We start from the raw sequence: 20019 nt of genomic DNA, 5'->3' as shown, positions 1-20019 counted from the left end.
CACCACGGACCACCACCCACACCCACTCCCACTCAAACTCCCTGAGGACACTTTTCGAGACTGATTTCCTACGAAATGACAGGACCGTTTCCATTTGCGGCGATGGTCGGCCAGGACGAGCTGAAACGTGCGCTTACGGTGAACGCTGTCGCCCCCGATATCGGCGGTGTGTTACTCTACGGCGAGAAAGGGACCGGCAAATCGACCGCCGTACGGGCGTTTTCGGAGGTCCTTCCGGAGCAGGCGGTCGTCACCGACTGTCCGTTCGGCTGTGACCCGTCGTCAGCCACCGACCTGTGTGATCGATGCCGAAGCCGCCAGAAGTGCGGCGAGCAACTGCAGACGGAGACTCGAGCGGTCCGCGTGGTGGACCTGCCGCTGAACGCCACCGCCGACCGCCTCGTCGGGACGCTAGACGTCGAACGAGCCGTCACCGACGGCATCCGCCAGTTCGACCCCGGCATCCTCGCCGAGGCCAACCGCAACGTCCTCTACGTCGACGAGGTCAACCTGCTGGACGACCACCTCGTCGACGTCCTCCTCGACGCCGCCGCCATGGGCGAAAACGTCGTCGAGCGCGAGGGCGTCTCCGTCCGCCATCCCGCCGAATTCATGCTCGTCGGCACCATGAATCCCGAGGAAGGATCCCTGCGGCCACAGCTGCTCGACCGCTTCGGCCTCGTCGTCGACGTCGCCGGCATCGACGACGTCGACCAGCGCGTCGAGATTAGCCGCCGTCGGGCCGCCTTCGACGCCGACCCGGAGACCGTCCGCGCCGAGTACGCGGACCAGCAACGCGAGCTCACCCAGCGCATCGTCGCCGCGCGCGAACGACTGCCCGACGTCACCGTTCCCCAGCCCATCGAAGACGACATTTCGAACGCGGCAGTCGACGGCAACGTCGCCGGGCTCCGCGGCGACATCACCGTCCGCAAGACGGCGCGTGCGATCGCCGCCCTCGAGGGTGAGGAAACGGTGACGACAGCCCACTGTGAGGAGGCGATGTCCCTCGCGTTGCCCCACCGGATGCAGTCCGTCGAGGAGACGGGTGGAAGTACCAGCGCGACGATGACCCTGCCGGAGGAGGTCACCCGCGAGGCCGACGACGGACAGTCCGATTCCGAGGAGGGAACCGACGGACAGGTCCCGAACAACAGCGGGCGGAGCGAACTCATCGTCGAGGACGGTGAAGTCTACCCGATCGACGACACGGCCTTCACGCTCGAGAAGGACCGCGAACTCCGGGATCGGTACGCGAGGCGAGTCCCGTCGGACGTCCGCCGGCGCAGTGGACGGTACGTTCGCGCACAGGACGACGAGACGGTCGACGATATTGCAGTCGACGCCACCGTTCGTGCGGCCGCGCTCAACCAGGAGTACCGAGAAGCGAACGAGGACCGGTCGATCGTCGTCGAGCCCGAAGACCTGCGTCAGAAGCTCCGCGAGGGGACGACCGAGGCACTCGTCGTCCTCGTCGTCGACTCGAGCGGAAGCGTGATGAACGGCCCGCAGATGCGCGAGACCAAACGCGCCGTGCTCTCGCTGCTCGAGGACGCCTATCGAACGCGGGACAAGGTTGCGGTGATCTCGTTCCGTGGGAAGGACGCGTCGGTCGAGGTAGCGCCGACGTACAACGTTCGACGGGCGCGCCGGCGCGTCTCACGGCTCCGGGTCGGTGGCAATACGCCGCTCTCTCACGGACTCGTCGACGCCTACCGATTGATCGAGCGCGAACGACGCGGCAACGACGACCTGTACCCGGTCGTGCTCGTGCTGAGCGACGGGAAGGTGAACGTTCCCTACGAGAACGGGGCAGATCCCGAACAGGAGGCGGTACAGTTCGCCTCGCTGTTCGACGAAGAAGACGTGTCAGCGGTCTACCTCGACACCGGATTCGCGTTGAACGACGCGAAGTACTCCCTCTGGAGTGACAGTGCCGCCAGAGACGCCAAACGCGAGGAGTACGAGTGGAACCGGACGCTGGCCGACGCCATGGACGCCGAGTACGTCCCCCTGATCGACCTCCCAGACGGAAACTTCATCCAGCCATGAACATCGAGGAACACGCGACCGACGACCGAGCTGAATCGACGAATCGAACGACCAGGTACCCGTTCGCAGCGATCGTCGAGCAAGAATCGCTGAAGACGGCCCTGATTCTCAACGCCATCAATCCCGACGTCGGCGGGGTTCTCGTTCGTGGCGAACGAGGAACCGCCAAGTCGACGACCGTCCGCGCGCTCGCCGAGGTGTTGCCGGATCGGACGGTCGTCGCGGACTGTCCGTACGGCTGTCCGCCGACCAGCCCGGACCGCATGTGCCCGGACTGCACCGAGCGCTACGAGAGCGGCGAGACGCTTCCGACGAAGACGGAGCCCATGCGCGTGGTGGACCTGCCGCTGAACGCCACCGCCGACCGCCTCGTCGGGACGCTAGACGTCGAACGAGCCGTCACCGACGGCATCCGCCAGTTCGACCCCGGCATCCTCGCCGAGGCCAACCGCAACGTCCTCTACGTCGACGAGGTCAACCTGCTGGACGACCACCTCGTCGACGTCCTCCTCGACGCCGCCGCCATGGGCGAAAACGTCGTCGAGCGCGAGGGCGTCTCCGTCCGCCATCCCGCCGAGTTCATGCTCGTCGGCACCATGAATCCCGAGGAAGGATCCCTGCGGCCACAGCTGCTCGACCGCTTCGGCCTCGTCGTCGACGTCGCCGGCATCGACGACGTCGACCAGCGCGTCGAGATCAGCCGTCGCCGGGCCGCCTTCGACGCCGACCCGGAGATCTTCCGCGCCGAGTACGCGGACCAGCAACGCGAGCTCACCCAGCGCATCGTCGCCGCGCGCGAACGACTGCCCGACGTCACCGTTCCCGAACCCGTCGAGAAGGCCATCGCGGCGATCAACGTCCACCTCGAGGTCGACGGCCATCGCGGGGACAACACCCTTCGCCGGGCGGCGCGGGCGCTCGCCGCGTACCGGGACGAACCAGTCGTATCGATCGACCACGTCGAGGACGTCGCCCCGCTCGTGCTCACCCACCGCCTGACGAAACTGCCGTTCGAGGACACCGAGATGGACGTCGAGTCGGCGGTCGAACGGGCGAAACGCGAGTACGTCGACGACTGAACCGTCGATCCACTATCGTGACTACCTGCTCTACGGCCACCAGAACAGTTAGGAGACGGGCTGTCGTTCTAGACGCCGTGAGTATTCGATGCGTGTCGAACGAGTGACACCCATTCCGATCTCGGTCCCAGTCGAACAGGCGCTCAAAACCAGCAAATCGGCCGACGGCGACGACGAGTACCACCGCATCCTGATCGTCCTCGAGACGGACACCGGGGTCACGGGCTACGGGGAAATCGCACCCATGGCCCACTGGCCGCGGGGGCTGACACAATCAGCGTGTCTGGACCTCCTCGAGGACGTCCTCGTCCCGGCAGTAGATGAAACGCGAGTTCATCGCATTCCCCGACTCGTCGAGGACCTCTCGAGTCGGCTCGCAGACGAGCCGTTCCCACTGTACGGCCTCGAGGTCGCGTTACACGACGCGCTGGCGCGCGAGCGAGAGTTGCCGATGTACGAGCACCTCGGTGGGCCTGTCGGGGGAGACCCGGAACTCGAGTGTCATTACACGGTGAGCATCGACGAGCCATCTCGCGTCGCCGAGGAAGCCAGGACCGCCGCGGCCGACGGCTACGAGGCGTTCAAGGTGAAAGTCGGCGGTGACGACTTCGCGGCCGAACGGGAAAACGTGCGAACGATCCGCGAAACAGTGCCCGACGCTCGAATCCGGGTCGACGTCAACGGCGCGTGGAGCCCCGACGAGGCGATTCGAAAGATCCGCAGGCTGGACGACGACGCCGGCGGACTCGCGTTCGTCGAGCAACCGGTCTCCCGCGACGTCGTCGACGGTCACGCCCGCGTGCGCGACCGTGTTCCGGTGCCGATCCTCGCCGACGAGGCCTGTTTTTCGGCGAGCGACGTCGCCAGGCTGGCGACCCGGGGAAGCGCCGATATCGTCAACCTCAAACTCGCAAAGACCGGTGGGTTTACCGGTGCGAAGGCGGCCGCAACCGTCGCCGCGGCCCACGGCGTGAGCTGTTTCGTGGGTGGGATGCTCGAACTCGGAATCGGTCAGGCGGCGAGTGCCCACTTCGCGGTTTCGACCCCCGAGGTCGCGTATCCGACGGGAATCTTCAACGTCGACGTCGGTGACTCGCTGCTCGCGAACGACGACGAGTGGCGGATAGCAGACGCGACCTGCACCGTTCCATCGTCGCCCGGGCTCGGCGTCGAACTCGATTCAGAGGCGCTCGAGCGCTGTCGGACGGATTGATCGTCGCGGCGTCGATCAGGTGACCGCGGCGGTCGGCTGGGAAGGGGGTGCAGGTCGCCGGCTGCTGTTTTTGGCCGCCCTCGCTGATCGGAACCGAAGAAAAACGCGTCGGTCGAAGTGAATTGCCTACGCGCCGCCTTTTGCCGAGACCGTCGCGTTGTCCTCGAGCTTGCGGGCGACCACGTAGAGGCTCCAGATGAACAGCCAGAGACAGAAGCTCGGTGGGAGCACCCACCACCAGGCGTTCGCGAGTTCACCGGCCTCGAACGCTTCGTGAAGCATCAGGCCCCAGCTGACCGTATTGGGGTCACCGAGGCCGATGAAACTCAGGCTGGCCTCGAGCAGGATGCCCCACGTGACGGCGAAGACGAAGTAGATCAGGATCAGCGGCAGCAGGTTCGGCAAGATGTGGTAGTACATGATCCTGAGGTTCGACGTGCCGACGGCTTTCGAGCTCTTGATGAACTCGCGCTCTTTGAGTGTGAGCGTCTCCGAGCGAGTGATCCGCGCGATCGATCGCCAGAAGACGAGTGCGATCACGAGCGCGATAGTGAGCGTGCTCGAGCCGAAGATGGCGACGAGGATGATCGCGAACGGGTAGAACGGCAGGCCGTAGGCGAGGTCGGTCAGCCCCATGAGCGCGCTGTCGACTTTCCCGCCGTAGTAGCCCGAAATGAGGCCGATGTTCACGCCGACGGTGAGCACCAGCACGGCCGCGAGCACGCCGACGAACAGCGACGTTCGGAACGCGTAAATCGTCTGACTCAGGACGCTGTAACCGACGTAGGTCGTCCCCAGCGGGAACGCCCAGCTCGGCGAATCGAGTTGTGCGTAGCCGCCGTCGGGGTGCATCAACGGCTCGAGCGGCGGTGCGATGGGGAGGTACGGGCCGACGAGGCCGATTACCGCGTAGATCGCGATGACGGCGAAGGCGATCTTTCCCCAGCGATCCTGGAAGACCGGCGCGACGAACGTCGAGACCGATCGACGGACGTTGGTGAGTTTCGTAACGTGTCGTTCACTGATCATTGTTTCCCGTAGCTTATCCGCGGATCGAAGTAGCCGTAGGCCAGGTCAACGAGGAGATTCGTCAGGAGGACCACGACGGCGATCATGAAGAACGCTGCCTGTGCGACGGGCATGTCCTGACGGTTCGCCGCGAGGACGAGTTCGCGCCCGATGCCCGGCCACGAGAAGACGACCTCGATGAGGATCTGTCCGCCGAATGCAATCCCGACCATCGGGGTCAGCCAGGTCAATAGTGGAAGCATACTGTTTCGCGCGGCGTGGTTTCGGATCTGGTCTTCGGTCAGTCCCTTGAGTCGGTGCAGTTCGATGTAATCTTTCTCTCGCTCGGAGATGATGTTGTTGCGCATCAACAGCATCGGGTCGGCCGCGTACTGGAGCAAGGCCGTCAGGAACGGTAACGCGGCGTAGTGGAAGAACGTCCGTGAGGTTACCATCTCGACGTAACTCATCTGGCTCTCACCGATGGGTGTCATCCCGCCCGTCGGGAACCAGCCCAACGTGTACGAGAACACGATCAACAGCAACAGTCCCATGACGAAGTGTGGGATTGCTCGGATCGACACCGGGATGTAGGTCCCCCAGCGGTCGATCGCCGTGTCCTTGTTCCAGCCCACGAACGAGCCCCAGACGTACGCGAAGATCATCACGAGCGTCAGCGCTGGAACCATGACCAGCATCGTGTTGATCAGCGCCGGAAAGATCACGTCTGCGACCGGCTCTCTGTAGAAAAACGACATCCCGAAGTCGCCCTGCAGGGCGTTCGAGATGAAGATCACGTACTGCTCGTGCAGTGGCCGGTGCAACCCGAAGTTCTCGATCTGTGCTTGCCTCGCTTCCTCGGTGAACCGACCGGTGACGAGCATCGCGGTTGGATCCCCGGGCATGATCCGGAACAGCACGAAAATGACCGTCAACAGGACGTAGAGCATCACCGCGAACCCGACGAACCGTCGGACGAGGAAGTTGGATAAATCGTTAGACATAGCTAGATGATCTGTTCCTCCTGATCACTCGGGGTAGTAGAGCACGCCGTCTTCGAGCGTGTATCCTGCGTCCTCGAGGACGGTTCGTGCCTCTTCGAGATCCTGTTCAGCCTGCGGGAGGTGATCGCTCGTGAGTTCCGACCGCGGGTGCAGGAGCGTCCCGTCGCCGATGTCGGTGTAGCCGTCCCAGAAAATGTCCGAGAGACGGTCCGTATCGACGGCCAGCAACAGTGCCTGCCTGAACGCCTTATCGTCGAACGGCGGCGTCGAGAGGTCGAAGCTAAACTTCTGCTGGAGGACCCCTGGTGCGTTCGACATCTCGATGTAGTCGTTTTCCGCGAGGTCCTCGGTGACCGAGATCGGTGGCGACGAGGTTGTCATGTGGATGTTCTCGGCCTCGAAGTCGCTCCGGATCGCCTCCATGCTCGCCCGGTTGACGAAGATAAACTCGTCGTAGGCGACGGGTTCGAAGTGATCGTCGAACGCCTCGTACTGCAGTTCCGTGCCGGTCCACTCGGTGATCTCGAGTGGACCACTCCCGACCAGGTCGTCGACGTCTGCGTTCCAGTTGACCGGTTCGTCGGCCTGGTCCGGAACGTCCGCCCAGATGTGTTCGGGGAGGAGATTGATGAACGTCAGCGCGCTGTTGACGAACGCGACGTTGGGGCCGTCGAGTTCGACGCGAACGGTGAGGTCGGTTTCGGTCTCTGCCCCGTCGATGTCGGCAGTGTAGGCGTCGAAACTCGGGAAATTGTACTCTGAGAGGAAGTTGAACGTGAACGCGAGGTCCTCGGCCGTCACCGGTTCGCCGTCGTGGAAGGTCATTCCCTCCCGGAGCGTCAGATCGAGCGTCTCCTCGTCGACCTCCTCGACGTCCTCGACGGCCCACTCGGTGACTTCGCCGTCCAGACCGACGCGCATCGGCGTGTCGTAGGCCAGTTTGAAGAGATACTGGACGTCGTTGGAGTCCGGTGCGAGCGGGTTGGGCGCGTCGAGTTCCTGTTCACCGCCGACGACCAGTTGCCGCTCGTCCTCGAGCGGTTCGGCAGTCAGAACGGTCATCGACCCGGTCGTCCGAGCGCCGACGAACTCCGTCGGAGTAATGTCCCAGAGCCGGGAGTTGACCGGCAGCGTCGCCTGCACCCAGAGGTAGGTGATCTCCGGAAGGTCCTCGTGGAGGATTTCTTGCATCTCGCTGATGATCTCTGTGCGCTCTTCGGGATCGTAGGCCGCCCGTTGCTCACGAAAGAGCTCGTCGTACTCCTCGTTTTCGTACCCCGGGATGTTCTGGACCGAATCCGAACGGTACGTCGAGAGGAAAAAGTCCGGGTCGATCCGGTCCGGCGAGGATCCCCACGGCGAGTGGGCGACGTTCTCGAACTCGTTGTCGGAGTAAATTCGCGGGACGTACGGTCCCCAGGTGTCGGTCTCGATCTCGAACTCGACGCCGAGTTCGCCCCACTGCCTCGCTACCTCCTGGGCGACGTCCGGGAAGTTCGTGTTCTGGCCGACCTCGAGCGTCAGCGGTCCGACGCGCTCACCTGCGGCCGCACCCGGCCCATCAGCACACCCTGCAAGGATCGCAGCAGTAGTCACGCCACCTGCTTGCAGCAATTTCCGGCGTGAGGTCTGTACTCCACCATCGGATTGACTGGTATCGTCTACCATAGTTCCGCCGAATGCTAAATCGGTATTGTAACATATAATTGTTGTGGGTTAGGTCGGTGCCGTGTGAGCACTCGAGCGACGTGACCGCAACGATCGAGAACGTATCGTCTGGCGTGGGAGAAACTACAGAATTACTCGGCACCGACCGCAGGCGCGTTCGGTATCTGCTCGTTGGCCTCGTTTTTCCCTTCCTCCGCGTCGTGATGGAGGTAACAGGCGACGTCTCTGCCGTCGACGTGCTCAAGAGCCGGAACCGCCTCCCTGCAGTGGTCGGTCGCATCGGGGCAGCGTGGTGCAAACTGGCAGCCAGCGACGTCGGCGTCGTCCTCGGGGGGCGGGAGCAAGACCCGTTCCCGGTCGCCCGAGAGCGTCGGAATACTCGAGACCAGTGCCCGCGTGTAGGGATGCTGTGGATCCGCGATGACGTCCTCGGCGGGGCCCTGTTCGACGATCTTGCCGCGATACATCACCGCGATCCGGTCGGCGACGAGTCGCACGACCGCGAGGTTGTGTGAGACGTACAGCATCGAGAACCCGATCCGCTCTTGCAGTCGGTTGAGCATCCGGATGATCCCCGACTGCAGGGAGACGTCGAGCATCGAAAGCGGCTCGTCGGCGATCAGGAGTTCCGGTTCGAGGACGACCGCGCGGGCGATGCTCACGCGCTGGCGCTCACCGCCGCTCAGTTGCTCCGGATAGGAGTGGATGTACTGTTCCGGTGGGCGCAAGCCAACGTCGTGGAGCGTCTCGGCGACGATCTCCTCGAGTTCCTCGTACGGGAGGTCGTGGAAATTCCGCAACGGCTCCGAAATCGCCTGAAAGACCGTCTGCTTCGGGTTCAGCGTCTCGTAAGGGTCCTGGAAGATGATCTGGGCTCGCTGGCGCATCTCCCGGAGGTCACCTCCCGAGTAGGCGGTTACCTCGTCGTCGCCAAAGCGGATCGATCCTTCGGTCGGATCCTCGAGTCGAAGGATGGTCTCGACGAGCGTCGACTTCCCGGAGCCGCTCTCACCGATGATGCCGAGGACCTCGCCCTCCTCGACGGCCAGGTCGACATCGTCGACGGCTCTGAGGTGCTCCTGTCGGCCGAGGAGCTTTCCCAGGAAGCTCGAGCCCATGCCGTAGTACTTCTTCAGTCCCTCCACCTCGAGTACAGTCTTCTCAGTCATCTTTCCAGCTCACCGTAGTCGCTTTCTCGCGAAGTGCGGACGCCTCGGTGGCGCGGTAACACGCTGATTCGACACCCGGCTTTGCCTCGACGAAACCGGGATGATCGACGGTACACTCCTCGGTGACGAACGGACACTTGTTGACGAACCGACACCCTTCCGGCGGCGACTGCAGGTCCGGTGGCTCCATCTTCATCTCGATGAGGTCCTCGGGGTCGTCGTGAAGTTCGGGCAGCGAGCCGCGGAGGCCCATGGTGTAGGGGTGGACGGCCTCGTCGAACAGCGTCTTCGCTGGCCCCTGTTCGACGATCTTGCCACCGTACATCACGATCATCTCGTCGGACGTCTCGACGAGGTCGGCGATGTCGTGTGAGACCATCAATACCGAGATGCCGAACTCGTCGCGATACATCTCGATGTCGTTCAAAATCTTGTCACGTATCAACACGTCGAGACCGGTCGTCGGCTCGTCCGCGATGATGAGGTCCGGCTCGAGCAGTAGCGACATCGCCAGCAGGACTCGCTGTCGCATCCCGCCGCTCAACTCGTGTGGGTAACTCGAGAGCCGCGACGGACTGATCCCGACGAGGTCGAGCACTTCCCCCGCCCTGTCGAGACACTCCCGTCTCGAGGTGTCGGGCCGGTGGGCGGTGATCGTCTCGACCAGTTGTTCCTCGATCGTACAGACGGGGTCGAGACTTCCCATCGCACTCTGGGGGACGTAAGCGATTCGGTCCCATCGGACCTGACGGACCGCTTCACCGTTCAGCGTCGAGAGATCCCGCCCGTCGAAGCGAATCTCACCGGACCGAATCGCGCCATTGTCGGGCAGGGCCCTGACGATCGACTTCGAAAGCGTCGACTTTCCACAGCCGGATTCACCGAGAACGCCGACGATCGTCTCGGGCTCGATGTCGAAGCTGACGCCGTCGACGGCTCTGACCACGCCGTCGGGAACGTCGTACTGTACGTGCAGGTCGGTTATCGAAAGCAGGGACATGGTTCACCGTGAGAGAAGCACTGGTTCACGCGCATCTGACGCGCCGAAACGCAGCTTCGGTGGATCGGAATCGCGATCATACTGGTGCGATCAGACGGAGAGTCAGTTCACACACGAGTGGTCCCGAATTCGAACGGGCTCGTTCGGCAGGGGATCGACTCCTATGCGCCGTGCTACGTGATGGCATGTGGTGAAGATTGACCCAGTGTTATTTATTCGTTTCGTAAGTTATCCGACTGTTCTGCAAGTTTCAAAAGCGAGATGTCGGACTACCGTCGTGTGGAGCCTCGATAGTCGTGATCCGCTGTGCTATCTACGAATGGACGGACGTGCCAAAAACGAGGTGCCTCAGGGGAGTGGGCTGCTCGTTGTGGTCATAAATCGGTACGGCTACGAGTCGTGGTCCGCTTCGGTAAACGAGTCGTCGTGAATCTCGTGATACTCGTCGCGGACGTTGTCGAAGTCGACGCCTACCCTGAAATCTTTTGGGTTCTCGACCTCGTCTGGAACGACTCCTGTGAGCTGTTCGACACGAGGGACGCGGACGCGCGGATAGGAACCGATGTGGATGTGCTCTTCATCACCGATCACCTCGACCCGGTTTTCGGCACCGCCAGGGAGGTAGACGACGTCGCCAGGACCGGCCTCGATCGACTGCTCGTTGCCGTCGTTATCCTTGTAGTACCAGACACACCGGCCCTTGATCGTCGTGAGAATCTGGTACATCTCGGGCATGTGGGAGTGGACCGGAAACACATCTCCCGGCTGACCGGTCGTCCAGGTGACGTAGATGTCGTTTGTCAGCATCACCGAGTGGACCGTCTTGAGATTGTCTCCGACGCCTTCGACGAGGTCGGGTGCGTCTGGCGCGTGAACTTTGAATGCCTGCTGTTTTGGCAACACTCCGTAGTCTTTCTCGGCGACTGGATTCTCAGCCATAGGCGTCCGAATACGATCAAACAATTTAAACATTATTGATGGATCGAATACATATCCTCTGAGCGGTCGTTCGGTGACAGGGAACTGTATAGATATATGCTATCATGAGACACTGAGCGGATCGAAACCGGTTCGAACGGCACCAGCCCGGCCTGTCGACCATACGGTCGAACGTCGAAAGCGACATTCGAGGCCCACGCATCTGGGTTTTCGTAGAACGACTATCGAATCCCGCCACAGGCCCACAGTCGTCGCTCTTCCTATCTATCACGTCCATTAGAACGCGACCACCCCCCGAAACCGGCCCGCCGGTATTCTGTTCGGTAACACGGAACTCATCGAGCGCGTGACGCCCGAATCGTTCGGTTCCTCTCGAGTGGCCAAACCAGTCGTGAGAGGACCTCTCGACTGACTCTGGGTAGCTGCGACCAGACAGATCGAGCCGGAGATCAGTGCCAGCGTGGACGCTAGAATCGTCGTCACCGACTGCCGATCGAGCGTATGAGCGTGTCTATCGTGGTCTCGGGCCGGGAGTATGCCACTGGAAAGCCAATTCGAGCACTACCGCGTTCAGCACGACGCTGCTCGATCGCCGATCGTTCGACCTCACCGAACGACTCGTCGCCGACGACGAACGGATCGTCGGAGTGTGAACCGCGTCCTACTCGGTACACCGGTCGTACCGATCGAATCCCAGCTATTTCGTGGCCGATCGTCTCGATCCGGTCGACGACAGTGATCGACAACGACGAACGAGGCCGATCCTGGTTCGAGCCGCCACCTATTACAATCGTACCTATGTAAACACACGCCCGGATCACTGCTGTCGTCTGCTGAACGAACGGATCTTACGGCTGGCGCGCGCTGATCACACCGCATCCCTATTTTCGGGCGATTCGACACAGCGAGTGAGGATCGTCTTTACGTCTCGGATCCTCAATAGTACCTATGAAGTATAATCAATCCGCCACACCAATCCCTGGACAGGGACAGTCCTAACGAAGCAGTCGCCGCATCGACCACCGCAGCTGGCAGTCCTGACAGAGGAGCACGAAAGCGCGGACACTCGAGTGACAACCCTGGCAGGAGACCAGAGTAGGCAACGGAATACTGCTGAGTCGGAATCCGCGACTTGCTCGCTCCCCAGTGTACGGTCGGCGGACGAAACAGAGGGCAGCACCGCGTGCTCCCGTCAGTCGACGACTCGAGATCGGCCCGAGGTGGTGACGACCGACGACCGGTTTCGACATTCAGTGGCTGCGTGCTCTTCGAGTTATTCGTCAGATTCGCTTTTATATTTCTGTATAGATATATTTGGATAGGAGAAGGTACTCTCTGCGTCATGAACTGTCGGGGATCGACACCGCATCACAGAAAACCCAACCGGCCATCGGCTTCGGTCGCCGTCCGACCGTTATTCGAGTCCCACCGCGGTCCCGTATCCAGAGTCACCGACGACTGCGCCGTCGTCGTAGACGATCTCGCCGCGGACGACCGTCGTAACGGCGTCGCCGACGAACGACTCGCCCTCGAACGGCGTCACGCGGCTCTTCGAGTGGAGCTCGTCGGCATCCTCGAGCGTCCACTCTCGGTCCGGGTCGACGATCGTGAAGTCGGCGTCCGTTCCCACCTGTAGCGACCCTTTCTGGGGGTAGAGACCCCAGACCTGCGCCGGACGTGTGGCGTGGCGGTAGACCCACTCCTCGAGGGAAAGCCGACCCTGATCGACGAAGGTGAGCATGGCGGGGACCTCGGTCTCGAGGCCGACGAAGCCCGAGATTGCATCCCAGGTGTTGCCGAATGGGTCGTCGACCATCTTTTCGTCGGAGGTGTGGGGTGCGTGGTCGGTCGCGATGCAGTCGATCGCGCCGTCGTCGATGCCGACCGACCAGAGGCGCTCGTGCTCGTCGGCGTCGCGGATCGGCGGCTGGACGCGCGCGACGTTGCCTTTCTCCCGGAGAACCTCCTCGGTGAACCAGAGGTAGTGCGGGCAGGTTTCGGCGGTCACGTCGACCCCGCGGTCTTTGCCGCGGGCGACTGCCTCGGCGGCCGACCCCGAGGAGACGTGGAACATGTGGATCTTCGCGCCGGTCTCCTCGGCGAAGGTGATCATGCGCTCGACGGCCTCGCGTTCGGCGATCACCGGGCGTGAGTGGGCGTGATCGATCGGCTCGTTGCGGCCCTCGGTCTGGAAGCGCTCGGTGTAGTAGTCGATGATCTCGCCGTTTTCTTCGTGGAAGCCGAGGCGCTTGCCGGTCTCCTGGATGCGCTCCATCGCCTCGATGATCTCACCGTCGCTCGGCGGCGGGACGTCGCCCACGGTCGACCCGAGGAAGACCTTGTAGCCGAGTGCGCCGGCCTCGTCGAGCGCGCCGATCTCGTCGACGTTTTCGGAGGTGACGACGACGTAACTCCCGAAGTCGACGTGCGCCGAGGCCTCGCCGCGCTCGAGTTTCAACTCGAGGTGATCGGGTCGGTCGATGACGGGGTCGGTGTTCGGCATCCCGACGACGGTCGTCACGCCGCCGGCAGCTGCGGCCCGCGTCGCGGTCTCCCAGTCTTCTTTGTACTCGAGACCCGGTTCTCGATTGTGGATGTGACAGTCCACGATGCCGGGGACGAGGACGTTTCCATCTGCGTCGAGCGTTCGCTCGGCCTCTGGAAGCTGGTCGGAGCGACCGACGGCGACGATAGTCCCGTCGTCGACGGCCACGCCCGCGTCCGCGACGCGACCGCTGGGCGTGACGACGGTACAGTTCCTGACGGCGAGGTCGACGGTCATCGGACGGGAGTTGCCGAGGGAAGCGCAAATAGCTTCTGTTGGGCCTTCGGCACCGGCGACTCGAGGGGAAGCCATCGACCACTCGAATCGGCGGTCGAGTGAGAGCCGCCAGCGGTGGCTCGTCCGGTATAACCGCCGCCGATCGTTTCACCCGTAGTACGGGCTTTCGCCCGGCCGGAGACCCTGACGAGAACTGGGCGTCGACCCGTTTTTCTGCCGCTCCAGTTCGTGTACGTGAGCGATAACTAACGGACGCACCGCCGAACGCCGAGATATGATCGAGAGCCTCATCGTGTTCGTCGTGAGCCTGCTCATCGGCGCACTGGGTATCTACCTCGGCGCGATGGTCATCGTCGACGCCGAAGACTACACCTACGCGATCATCACGGCGCTGATCGGGGCAGTCGTCTGGGCCGTCGTCGGGTTCTTCCTGGGGTGGATTCCGCTGCTGGGGCCGGTGCTCGTGTTCATCGCCTATCTGGCGGTGATCAACACCCGGTATCCCGGTGGGTGGATCGACGCGGCGGCGATCACGATCGTCGCCTGGCTCTCCGTGCTCGTGGTCCTCTACGTCCTCGCGTTCCTCGGCGTGACGGGGTTCGAGGCCGCCGGTGTGCCAGGAGTCTGATCGGAAGCGGGTCCGATCGACTCACGAGCACCCGGCGAACCGTCGAACGGACCGGGACTCGACAGCCGTCGGTGCAGTCGCAGGCAGTTGCAGGGACAACGCGAATGTGGACCATCGGGGAAGTCTGTGACGAATCTCGCCATCACCCGGGGCCGCCGGGCGGCCACAGAAAAGAAATAAAGACAGTATAGAGATCGAGTAAGAATGCAGATCAACAACAATTGCTTTGTGGGGAGACAACGATCGTAACCCACGAGTGAGCCATCAATCCCGATATCTACGCCATGATCGCCGAGAACCGTGACCCAGATCTAGTCGCCTCAGATATAGTATGGGAAGTCGGAAAGATAATCGAAATAGAGAGTTTTCCATACTCGATCGAGTCTGTCCCTGTCGGTCAGATTGCGAGTCCGCACCTGGCCGCGTTCGCCGGTATCGTCGTCCTCGCCATCCTCGGCGGGGTGCTTCTGGTCCGAAAGCGCCTCGACGGGCGGTCGACGATCGGAACCAGCCGGGAGGGCCAGCCAGACGAGTTCGTGACCGACCGGGAACGAGTCCGACGACTTATCAAGGAAAACGGGGGCCGAATGAAGCAATCTCGGATCGTCGACTCGGTCGACTGGTCGAAAGCGAAAGTGAGCCGACTACTGGCCGACCTCGAGGAAGACGGTCAGGTGACGAAACTCAGGCTCGGACGGGAGAATCTCGTCTGCCTCCCGGGGCACGAACCGACGGCCTCACAGTCGCCGGACCAGTCTTCGTCCAGTTCGAGGGCAGGGACGGGGGCTGGGTCCGGCGCTGGAACGAGCGCCCGGTCTCGCTCGCAATCACAATCGAACCACGATTAGACCGGCTGTCTCGGTTTTTGCATGGAGAGTGGAGCCGCTCAGCCGCAGGTCGGGCATCGGAGCCGTGTATTCGGGGACGAACGACGGCATCCAGCCGAACGACGGCATCCAGCCGAACGACGGCATCCAGCCGAACGACGGCATCCAGCCGAACGACGGCATCCAGCCGAACGACGGCGGCTCAGACGGCGTGAGCCGGCGTCGTCTGCCGAGGTCCGTGACTCGAGTGCGTTGACATGTACGTGATGCAGGCGAGTGACTCGACGACCGTGAACTCAGGAGAGCAACTGGTAGAGGCTGCTTGCCGCGACGGCGAGCATGACGAGCACGCTCCAGAACACCGGATCGATGCTCGAGATGCCGGGCAGGTTCAGGCCCGCGATGGCGATCAGCGCGAGTCCGAGGACGCAGAGGCCGAGGTGGAACTGGAGTGTGAGCGGACGGCGGTCCTGCTGACCGTCGACGTACGTCAGCACGTCGTCGAAGTTCGGCCCCGGAGAGATCGTCTTCGCTTCCGAATCGTACTCGATGACTGCGTCTTCCTCGAGCTGGGGGAGATGAGTCTGCTGGAGCGAGACGTAGACGCTCTTGTAGAGGTTGTTGGGCACTGGCGTGCCGTCTGCCTCGGTCGCCGCAATCTCGGTTGCGACGTCGGAGACGTCGATCTGACCGGCGGTCTCGGCGAGCAGTTGCACGATCGCGCGCCGCCTGTCGTTTCCGAGGATGTGGAAGACTTCACTCTCTGCGAGCGACTCGGATCGACTCGTCTGCAACGACATCGATCAGGCGGTCGTCTCGGCTGTGGAGTCTGCGTGCTGTCCGTCGTCGGTCATCATACCAAACCGGTACATCGACCACCGACTTTAACCTCTGGTTTTATTTTCGCCAGTCGGTCGGAGAAACAGCCGTTGCGATCGAGGGTGACTCGTCGGTACCGTCCAGGCTGATGGAGCCAACGGCAGGACGTCGTCAGGGTGTCACCGAACGGTTACCGCCGGCGGTTGCCCGGGAGGTGACCTCCCGACTGCATTTCGCGATAGGTCGTACACGCGGGACAACCGTGGACGACGTCGCCGTTGTCGCCGAAGACGCGTGCGAACTGCTGGGTTACGTGCGTTCCACAGTTTCGACAGCGCGGTCCCGCTGTCGACGATTCCATCGGTCGCCAGTCTTCGCGTTGTGATCTCATGATAGGGGATGAGACGGACGGGTTCGAACCGGATTCACACCGAGTCGAGTGATCGGTCCCCGATGTGGGTCGCCGCGAGTCCGTCCGAGCATCAGTAGAACCGAGGTGGATTGACGCGAATAAAGGACGGAGACCGTTCATCGACGCCGGTCACGAGCGATCGGGAAACACCGCGTTTCCGGATTCGGGAAGCCGTCCTTACGTCGCGACCGCCCCCGTCATCGTCGATGGCGTGATCGCATCACCGGGTAGTGGTCGAAAGGGTAACCAGCGGACGCGACCGTCTTCGTCGACCGTCGATTCTCGGGGGGCCGCTACGGGTCGGGACTGTCACGCGAAGTGAACTCTTTGGGCCACTTTCGACGGGTTGGGCGAGATTCTGTCGATTCCAGCCGCGCGGGAGTCGGGTGGACCGGCCAGAAGCGGTCGATAAATCGCAGCTTACGTAACCGAAATATGGCATTTCGTCGTCGAAGCGGCGAGTTTCGATTTCGAAGGACCTTCGTTATCAAATACCGGTATCGCTTACCGGTCGTCGTACTGGAATGTCCCATCCCGTCCACAGGAACCACGATCCCCAGCAGATTCGTTCCGTTCGAACAATCCAGACGGCTGACACGCCTTCGCCTCGAGTCGGTCGTGTGGCTACGCCCGCTCAGGGGGTGATCGAATGTCGACAGAAGTAACCAACGCGGGTACAGAATCGACCGGCGATCCGGCCGCCCAGCTCGACGTCCTCGGCGACGAGTGCGCCCGGACGATCCTCGTCGCCACCAGCGAAGAGCCGAAGACGGCTCGCGAGTTGACCGATCGGACGGACAGTTCGTCGGCGACCGTCTATCGACGCATCAACAACCTGATCGAGACGGACCTGCTCGCCGAGTGCGTCAGGTTCGAAGAAGACGGGTCGCACACGACGGCCTACGAGGCGACGATCGACCAGCTGTGCGTGACGATCGACGCCGACGGGATCGTCGTCTCGCGGCCGATGACTCGAGACTGACTCGAGCCCGCGGCCACCGGGTCTACCACGGGTTCGATTCGGCTCCGGCGGGTTCCGTTTCGTCGACGGTCGGTCGGCGTGGAAACTGGCCGCGCTGAGGTTCACGCCCCGGACGACGAAACCCCTGTTTCCGCGCCAGCCAGCGCTCGAGCGGCCAGTCTCCGTCGCCGATGAACACGGGGCTACTGGACTGTACGAGACGGATAACAAAAAGCCAATCAGTAGAACCGTTCGCGTGAGTGAGCAATGCACGACCTGACCGGCTTTCAGCGCGACTTGCTGTACGTGATCGCAGGCGCAGACCGACCCTCGGGGCAGTCCGTCAAAGAGGAGGTCGAGACCTACTACAGCACCGAGATCAATCACGGACGGCTGTATCCGAATCTCGACACGCTGGTCAACAAGGAGCTCGTCGAGAAGGGGCAACTCGACAGACGGACGAATTATTACGCGATTACCGACGACGGGCTCGAGGAGATCGAAGCGAGACGAGAGTGGGAAGAGCAATACGTCGAATTCTAACCGCAGGCGTTCGAGAGCCGGTTTCAGGTCCCCGGTGAGCGGTGGCAGTCGTCGGCGTTCGGGGACGGCCCTCGTCGATGGCGATCGACCCCGCAGTGATCGAACCAGTCAGTGTAGCCAGTGCAGCCTGCAAACCGTGCTGGTAGTCTGACGACGGCCACGACGAACCGCCCAGAATCCGACGACGGCCTCGGCAGGCCCGATCGCGATACCCGACGTCCCCTCCGCGAGCCACCTCACAGGGGTTCGGGGACGGATATCCCGCCCATAACAAAACGCCGGGACTCGGAACGGGGGAGCAATGGGTAGCCACGCTGTATCTGCCGTCGCAGGGAACGAGCGTGTGCGCGCGGCCGTGACGCACACTGGACGAAGCGGACAGCGAGCGCGACGAGAGCGACGGAGAGAACGACGACGATGAGCATCAGGACGTACACCACGCGCCCGCTCGTGGCGCTCAGGCAGTACCCGTTCGACCTCGCCGTCGTCTCCGTCGCGGCGATTGTCGCCTACGCCATCGTCGCAACGGCCTCGAGCGGGAGTGCCCTGCGACTGGCAGTCACCCTGCCGCTCGCACTATTCCTGCCGGGATATGCCCTGACGGCGTTGCTGTTCCCGGGGACGGAAACGAGGGCCGCCACTCGAGCGGCCCGACCCGTGCAGTGGAGTGGCATCGACGTCGTCGAACGGCTCGCCATCTCGTTCGCACTGTCGCTCACGGTCGTACCGATAGTCGTGCTCGTCCTCCCGATAACCGGCTGGGGGCTCGGCGCAGAGCCCATCGCCGCGACGCTCGGCGGGATCACCGTCGTCGCCGCCCAGCTTGGCGTCGTTCGGCGGTTGCGTCTCTCTCGAGCCGACCGGTTCACGGTGTCGCCGGTTTCCGCCCTCGAGCGGCGTCGCGAATCGGGTCCGACCGTGACGCTCTCGACGATCGTCCTCGGTGGCGCGATCGTCTTCGCCATCGGCGCGCTGCTGTTCGGGCTGCTGGCACCGACCTCGGCCGGCGGATACAGCGAACTCGGCCTCTACACAGAAGACGACGATACCGGTGACCTCGTCACCGGCGACCTCCCAGCCGAGATCGCCCCTGGTGAGACGGCATCGGTGACCGTCGGTCTCGAGAACCAGGAGGGTGCCCACACCGAGTACACGGTCGTCGTCCAGCAACAGATACTCGACGACGGCGAGGTCACGGACCGGACCGAACTCGACCGACTCGAGGCGTCGGTCCCCGACGGAGAGACCGTGACGACCGAGACGGCCGTCGCGCCGACGCCGAACGTCGAGCTAGAGGAGCCCGTCCGGGTCGGTTTCCTCCTCTTCGAGGGCGAGCCGCCGAACGATCCGACCGCGGACGACGCCGTCGTCGACACCTACTTCTGGACGACCGTGACCGAAGACGCACTCGAGGACGAGTAGTTTCGGCTAGGAGTCTATCAAGAATACTCTTCTCAATTCACCAACCATTCTAAGAAAGAGACAAGAAACGAGAACACGACGAAAGCCCTCAGCACGCTTGCGGTCGTTCAGGCGGATATCCTCGTATGCTCGGATAGGGCCGCCTGAACGACCGCAACCGCACTTCGCCCTTTCAATCCACCAGGGCCGTAGAACGCCTGCCCTTCCCCGTTGAGCGAACCCGACGGGTTCGCGATGCTCGGAAGAGCGTGCTCTTTCGCCGACTCACGCGCCACCGCGCGAACGGCGCGGCGGCGCGCTCCCGGCCGGCTGGCGCGCCGACGACCTGTCCGAGTATCGCGAGGCCAGGTCGTTGAAGCGCGAGGGGCGAGCGAACGCAGTGAGGGAGTCGGCTGGGGAGGGCGAGGACCGGGTGGGATTGAAAGGGGCCGGTGCGGTCGCGGCGGCTGGTGGCTGGTAGCACCGCAGGCGAGCGAAGGCCGTAAGCGAGTCG

At 62.9% G+C, this 20019-nt stretch carries 17 protein-coding genes and 1 pseudogene; 9 read left to right on the top strand and 9 right to left on the bottom strand.

Annotated elements, in window-relative coordinates:
* Nucleotides 1-75: 75 nt before the first annotated feature.
* The 3 genes from B1756_RS11020 to B1756_RS11010 all read left to right on the top strand — a co-directional run bounded on the left by B1756_RS11020 (nt 76) and on the right by B1756_RS11010 (nt 4344).
* A complete protein-coding gene (locus B1756_RS11020) occupies nt 76-2052 on the top strand; it encodes a VWA domain-containing protein (RefSeq protein WP_086888582.1) in 1977 nt (658 codons plus the stop codon).
* Nucleotides 2049-3131: a magnesium chelatase ATPase subunit I gene (locus B1756_RS11015; protein ID WP_086888581.1), complete on the top strand. Its 1083-nt coding sequence runs from the start codon at nt 2049-2051 to the stop codon at nt 3129-3131. The genes B1756_RS11020 and B1756_RS11015 overlap by 4 nt, the downstream gene beginning before the upstream one ends.
* Nucleotides 3132-3219: 88 nt before the next feature.
* On the top strand, nt 3220-4344 hold the full coding sequence (locus B1756_RS11010; RefSeq protein ID WP_086888580.1) for a mandelate racemase/muconate lactonizing enzyme family protein: 1125 nt from the start codon (nt 3220-3222) through the stop codon (nt 4342-4344).
* A gap of 126 nt (nt 4345-4470) precedes the next feature.
* On the opposite strand, the gene B1756_RS11005 is transcribed toward B1756_RS11010, so the two are convergent.
* From B1756_RS11005 to allB, 7 genes are all read right to left on the bottom strand, one after another.
* Entirely contained in the window at nt 4471-5373 is a 903-nt protein-coding gene (locus B1756_RS11005; protein ID WP_086888579.1) for an ABC transporter permease, read from the bottom strand.
* The gene (locus tag B1756_RS11000; protein WP_086888578.1) at nt 5370-6356 is read right to left on the bottom strand and encodes an ABC transporter permease; all 987 of its coding nucleotides are present in this window, start codon (nt 6354-6356) and stop codon (nt 5370-5372) included. The genes B1756_RS11005 and B1756_RS11000 overlap by 4 nt, the downstream gene beginning before the upstream one ends.
* Before the next feature lie 24 nt (nt 6357-6380).
* Nucleotides 6381-7952, bottom strand: coding sequence for an ABC transporter substrate-binding protein (locus B1756_RS10995; RefSeq protein WP_161493177.1), 1572 nt, complete (start codon nt 7950-7952; stop codon nt 6381-6383).
* A 203-nt stretch (nt 7953-8155) separates the two neighbouring features.
* Entirely contained in the window at nt 8156-9193 is a 1038-nt protein-coding gene (locus tag B1756_RS10990; protein WP_086888576.1) for an oligopeptide/dipeptide ABC transporter ATP-binding protein, read from the bottom strand.
* A complete protein-coding gene (locus tag B1756_RS10985; protein WP_086888575.1) occupies nt 9186-10193 on the bottom strand; it encodes an ABC transporter ATP-binding protein in 1008 nt (335 codons plus the stop codon). The genes B1756_RS10990 and B1756_RS10985 overlap by 8 nt, the downstream gene beginning before the upstream one ends.
* 390 nt (nt 10194-10583) lie before the next feature.
* Nucleotides 10584-11132 (bottom strand): hypothetical protein, encoded by a 549-nt coding sequence (locus tag B1756_RS10980; protein ID WP_086888574.1) that lies wholly within the window; start codon nt 11130-11132, stop codon nt 10584-10586.
* 1414 nt (nt 11133-12546) lie between these two features.
* A complete protein-coding gene (allB, locus tag B1756_RS10970; protein ID WP_086888572.1) occupies nt 12547-13914 on the bottom strand; it encodes an allantoinase AllB in 1368 nt (455 codons plus the stop codon).
* A gap of 274 nt (nt 13915-14188) precedes the next feature.
* Here allB and B1756_RS10965 point away from each other — a divergent pair, with 274 nt between their 5' ends.
* From B1756_RS10965 to B1756_RS19425, 3 genes and pseudogenes are all read left to right on the top strand, one after another.
* Complete coding sequence (locus tag B1756_RS10965; RefSeq protein ID WP_086888571.1) at nt 14189-14542, top strand: hypothetical protein; 354 nt, start codon at nt 14189-14191, stop codon at nt 14540-14542.
* Nucleotides 14543-14826: 284 nt separating this feature from the next.
* Nucleotides 14827-15306, top strand: a pseudogene (locus B1756_RS10960) (helix-turn-helix transcriptional regulator); the annotation flags it as partial.
* A 148-nt stretch (nt 15307-15454) separates the two neighbouring features.
* A complete protein-coding gene (locus B1756_RS19425) occupies nt 15455-15625 on the top strand; it encodes a hypothetical protein (protein WP_161493176.1) in 171 nt (56 codons plus the stop codon).
* 40 nt (nt 15626-15665) lie between these two features.
* Here the strand turns inward: B1756_RS19425 and B1756_RS10950 are convergent, their stop codons facing one another.
* Together B1756_RS10950 and B1756_RS10945 are read right to left on the bottom strand one after the other, a co-directional pair.
* Entirely contained in the window at nt 15666-16169 is a 504-nt protein-coding gene (locus B1756_RS10950) for a DUF7344 domain-containing protein (RefSeq protein WP_086888569.1), read from the bottom strand.
* A 209-nt stretch (nt 16170-16378) separates the two neighbouring features.
* Nucleotides 16379-16579 (bottom strand): DUF7563 family protein, encoded by a 201-nt coding sequence (locus B1756_RS10945; protein WP_086888568.1) that lies wholly within the window; start codon nt 16577-16579, stop codon nt 16379-16381.
* Between the two features lie 670 nt (nt 16580-17249).
* On the opposite strand from B1756_RS10945, the gene B1756_RS10940 reads away from it, so the two are divergent.
* The 3 genes from B1756_RS10940 (at nt 17250) to B1756_RS10930 (ending at nt 19526) form a co-directional block, all read left to right on the top strand.
* On the top strand, nt 17250-17582 hold the full coding sequence (locus B1756_RS10940; RefSeq protein ID WP_086888567.1) for a winged helix-turn-helix domain-containing protein: 333 nt from the start codon (nt 17250-17252) through the stop codon (nt 17580-17582).
* 246 nt (nt 17583-17828) lie between these two features.
* The gene (locus B1756_RS10935) at nt 17829-18104 is read left to right on the top strand and encodes a PadR family transcriptional regulator (protein ID WP_086888566.1); all 276 of its coding nucleotides are present in this window, start codon (nt 17829-17831) and stop codon (nt 18102-18104) included.
* 417 nt (nt 18105-18521) lie between these two features.
* Nucleotides 18522-19526 carry a DUF1616 domain-containing protein gene (locus B1756_RS10930; protein ID WP_086888565.1) on the top strand — a complete coding sequence of 335 codons (1005 nt, stop codon included), beginning with the start codon at nt 18522-18524 and terminating at the stop codon, nt 19524-19526.
* Nucleotides 19527-20019: the final 493 nt, after the last annotated feature.

This window comes from Natrarchaeobaculum aegyptiacum (genome assembly GCF_002156705.1).
In the GTDB taxonomy this organism is placed as follows: domain Archaea; phylum Halobacteriota; class Halobacteria; order Halobacteriales; family Natrialbaceae; genus Natrarchaeobaculum; species Natrarchaeobaculum aegyptiacum.
This window is presented reverse-complemented; position numbering and strand designations above follow the sequence as displayed.